The organism is Exilibacterium tricleocarpae (assembly GCF_007004655.1).
GTDB lineage: Bacteria > Pseudomonadota > Gammaproteobacteria > Pseudomonadales > Cellvibrionaceae > Exilibacterium > Exilibacterium tricleocarpae.
In genome coordinates, this window is the sequence record NZ_ML660137.1 from 1 (window position 1) to 3,870 (window position 3,870).

The following is a 3,870-nucleotide window of genomic DNA, read 5'->3' on the forward strand; positions in this document are numbered from 1 at the left end:
AGATGCTGAAACAGCGAATCGATGACAAAGCATTGCTGGCATTGATCAATCAATGGTTGAAAGCCAAGGTACATAGGCCTGATGGCAAAGCGGTAAAACCTCTTGCGGGTACTCCGCAAGGGGGTGTTATCTCGCCCATCCTGGCAAATATCTATCTGCATTTTGCTCTTGATCTGTGGTTTGAGCGCAAGATCAAACCTAAGCTCAGAGGAAAATCTTTTCTGCTGAGATATGCTGATGATTATGTGCTGGCTTTCCAGCACTATCGTGATGCCAAAGCTGTCTATGGCTCAATGCCGGCACGACTGAGAAAATTCGGTTTGAATCTTGCCGAAGAGAAGACCACCATGGTTCGTTTCTCCCGTTTTTGGCCCAGCCAACGGCGGAGGCTCAAATTCTTAGGGTTTGAGTTCTATTGGTGGCCGGGTTTGGATGGCAAGCCGCGAGTGCTACGTCGCACAGCCCTAGGCAAGCTGAAGTCACTGCGCCAGTCGTTGAAGGAGTGGATTAAACAATCCCGCCAAAAGCGACTGTATCAGCTGGCTAGGGAGTTACGGGTTAAAATGCTGGGGCATTACCGCTACTTCGCAGTTAAAGGTAATGGTCATCGTCTTTATCGCTACCACTCAATGGTGGTAGAGTTGTTGTTTAAGTGGTTAAACCGACGGAGTCAGCGTCGGAGTTACAACTGGGCTGGGTTTAAGCAGCTGCTGGAGGTTATGCGTCTGCCACATCCGTCATCGGTACGGCCAAAACAGTATAAGGTGACCTGGTTGTTTGAAAAGGGGGCTGCCCATGCACGGTAGCAACGTTATTACTGAGGAGCCCGGTGCGGTAGTTCCGCACGCCGGGATCTGTGTGGGGGCGTCCGGGTAACTGGGCGTTCTACCACGACTGGTGCTCGGCCATGAGTTTTTCATGGTCAGTGGTAAACAAAAAGATATCGCTACTTATTGGCAACTCGGCATCAAAGAATGTGCAAGATTCTGTTTTCAGTAGTCTCGTTCCTGGTGCCTTCATTAACGTAAGCCGTCATGGCTCTACCATCGCCACTGGCGTGGTGTGCCAATAAGTGCGTTTACGGTGTCCGCCGGTGTGGTATGCTTGCGGTTTCATTAATCCGATTGTGGCTCCGCACCGTGCGTTGTAGCCTGTGTGCCAGTCGCAGCCATAACCAGGGCTTAAAGCAAGGGCCCCTCGGGCCGGGACGCGCCAAAAGCGGCGCGCCCCTTAAGCAATCCTTAAGGCTCTTGACATCTTTTGGTTTGTACATACAATGTACATATGCTTAAATTCGAATGGGATCAAGCTAAGGCAAAGTCCAACCTCAAGAAGCATGGTGTTTCATTTGAGGAGGCTAAGTCTGTGTTCTATGATGATCTCGCCGTCCAATTCTATGATGAAACTCCAAACGAAGAAGAAAGGTTCATCCTGCTTGGTATGAGCAACCTTTCCCGTATTCTAGTTGTAGTTCATTGTGAGCGTGGAGATGATAATGAAGTCTTACGCATCATTTCAGCACGCAAAGCTACCAAAAATGAACAGCGCCACTATCGAGGTGAAGAGTCATGAAAAAAGAGTATGATTTTTCAAAAATGAAATCCCGTAAGAATCCTTATGCGTCTAAATTGAAGAAGCCTGTCACAATTCGACTCAGCGAAGATGTAATTGAATATTTTAAAGAAATGTCCGAAGAGTCAGGAATCCCTTATCAAAGCCTGATAAATCTCTATCTACGCGATTGTGCTAATCATCATCGTAAAGTTGACGTTCAGTGGCAGCCCTAAACCTTAACAAATTGCAGCAGTTCGCCCCTTCGGGGCTGGACGCTCGTACCTCGCGCCGCTGTGCAAGGCGTTAGTGCGTCAAGGAAGCTTGGTGCATCTGGCAGGGTGGGAGTCCCTGTAGGGTAAGGCCTAACCAGCCACCCTTAGCGAGTGTTGCGCGTAGTGCGGAGCGTTGGGAGAGAGAATACTCTCCAGTCAGCAGTTTTTTTTACTGCTATCAACGGCCGAACAAGCTATGTGAAGCGTGCACAGCGAACAATAGATGCCGTAGGGGAGCCGTGTCCCGGAAGCACTGGTATCGCTCCGAAAGTCAGTTTCGTCTGACGATATTTGTAGGCGGAGTCAGCGTCGAAGCTGCAATTGGGCCGGGTTTAAGCCGCTGCTGTAGGTTATGCGACTGCCACACCCATCATCGGTATAGCCAAAGCAGTACAAGGTGACCCGGTTATTCGAAAAAGGGGGCTGCCCATGCATGGTCGCAAAGTTATTACTGAGGAGCCCCGTGCGGTAGTTCCGCGCGCCGGGCCTGTATGGGGGCGTCCGGGTAACTGGGCGTTCTACCACGACTAGCTAAAGAGAGTTATGGATTACTTACCACTATTTAGAATGCCAAAACCGATGAAAATCACGGGAAGATCATCGAGTATTACTAATTCATTTATTAACTCAATTATTCCTGTAATTGAGCCTACGAATGAGCAAGTAAAGAGTGCACTGGCAATTCTAGGTATGGACCACGATAGCTTTCAATGCTCTTACTGTGGTTCGATTGTATCTGAATGGGATCATCTGAGGCCGCTGGTTCTAAATAAAAAGCCAACCGGGTACATTTCTGAAATTCATAACTTGGTACCAGCTTGTGGAAAATGTAATCAATCCAAAGGAAATAGGCCTTGGGCGAAATGGATGGTAAGTGATGCCAAGCTGTCCCCAAAGTCGCGTGGCGTACGAGACCTTGAGCAACGCATGGAACGCTTAGCTGCCTATGAAAAATGGGAGAAACCCACAGTTGTAGATTTTGAGGCCGTTGTAGGCAAAGAGAAATGGGCTAAGCACTGGGCTAATTGGGCGTTAGTACAAGATACAATGCGTCAGGCGCAAGCTTTGGCGGCTGAAATTAACAAAAAGATAGCTGATTCATATGAAAAGCTATAACAAGACAAGGCACAATCGCCAGCAGAGCTGGCTGGTGGTCAAATGTCGTTGCAAGATGCATTAATTAGCGTGCTGTTTCAGAGTTCAGCGCTTAAAAAGGCAAGGCGACGCGTTACCGCGCGCTTGCTCATGGCGTTAGTCGGAAATGTGGGTGGAAGCTACAATGGCGGAAATCGAAGTTGTTGTCGAAAAAGATGAGGAAAACGAGCGCCCAGTTCCTACTGTATGGCGTCCAATGTTTTCCAGTATTGTAGATGCCTTAGTGAAAAAAGATTATTCTCTTTCTTATAAAATTACAGGTATTTCTTCCATTTCAAATGAAACAGCTAAATATATTAAGGAGAACATCGAAGATTACGGAGAGGAATTAATTCAGCTACCTAAAGAAACGTGGAAATCTTCAGTGTATATATGGATGGGCAATCACTGGGACGTACTTATCGATCTATGGACCGCCGGTGAGGGACGTAGTGATTTGGTACTTCGCGCACGGGTTTCAGAAAGTGAAAATGGCTACACCATTGATATTGTCATGGTTTATGTGCCCTAAATCTGCAAAAGTGTCTAACAAATCGTGGCTCGTGCCGAGATAAATCCGAAGTCTTGGGATGAATTTTATAAATTCGGAAATTGATTAATGTTACCCAGGAGGTGCAGGTAATTGAATTCACTCCAGTCCTCCCACAACCAAAGCTTAGCCAGCAGGTTAGTAGTGAAGCCCGGGTGCGACCAAGGTAACGAGGTGTGCGGAGCAAGGGTGGAACGAGAGTGTAGGCCATTTATTGATCCCCGAAATATTGTAGAGTGGCGGTCATTGGATAATCATCGACGGATGGGAAAGCTGACGGCTTGCTTTGTACCGGAAAGCAGCAGTCTCAGTAACGTTATGGCAAGTTGCTGCGACACCGCCGGGGTCTGAGAACATGGC

5 protein-coding genes are annotated in these 3,870 nt (G+C 47.9%); all 5 read left to right on the plus strand.

The window, feature by feature from the left end; all coding sequences use genetic code 11:
* On the plus strand, positions 1-806 hold an 806-nt coding region (locus tag FKG94_RS28415), incomplete at its 5' end, for a reverse transcriptase domain-containing protein (protein WP_142930331.1).
* A gap of 478 nt (positions 807-1,284) precedes the next feature.
* Positions 1,285-1,572 carry a BrnT family toxin gene (locus tag FKG94_RS28420; RefSeq protein ID WP_142930332.1) on the plus strand — a complete coding sequence of 96 codons (288 nt, stop codon included), beginning with the start codon at positions 1,285-1,287 and terminating at the stop codon, positions 1,570-1,572.
* Positions 1,569-1,787 carry a BrnA antitoxin family protein gene (locus FKG94_RS28425; protein ID WP_142930333.1) on the plus strand — a complete coding sequence of 73 codons (219 nt, stop codon included), beginning with the start codon at positions 1,569-1,571 and terminating at the stop codon, positions 1,785-1,787. The genes FKG94_RS28420 and FKG94_RS28425 overlap by 4 nt, the downstream gene beginning before the upstream one ends.
* 582 nt (positions 1,788-2,369) lie before the next feature.
* The gene (locus FKG94_RS28430) at positions 2,370-2,942 is read left to right on the plus strand and encodes an HNH endonuclease (protein ID WP_218943675.1); all 573 of its coding nucleotides are present in this window, start codon (positions 2,370-2,372) and stop codon (positions 2,940-2,942) included.
* 151 nt (positions 2,943-3,093) lie between these two features.
* Positions 3,094-3,492 carry a DUF7668 domain-containing protein gene (locus FKG94_RS28435; RefSeq protein ID WP_218943676.1) on the plus strand — a complete coding sequence of 133 codons (399 nt, stop codon included), beginning with the start codon at positions 3,094-3,096 and terminating at the stop codon, positions 3,490-3,492.
* Positions 3,493-3,870 lie beyond the last annotated feature (378 nt).

What these genes read in the sequence shown, in the direction of transcription:
- FKG94_RS28430 (WP_218943675.1), top strand. Translation starts at nt 2,370, where the DNA reads ATGGATTACTTACCACTATTTAGAATGCCAAAACCGATGAAAATCACG.
- FKG94_RS28420 (WP_142930332.1), top strand. Translation starts at nt 1,285, where the DNA reads ATGCTTAAATTCGAATGGGATCAAGCTAAGGCAAAGTCCAACCTCAAG.
- FKG94_RS28425 (WP_142930333.1), top strand. Translation starts at nt 1,569, where the DNA reads ATGAAAAAAGAGTATGATTTTTCAAAAATGAAATCCCGTAAGAATCCT.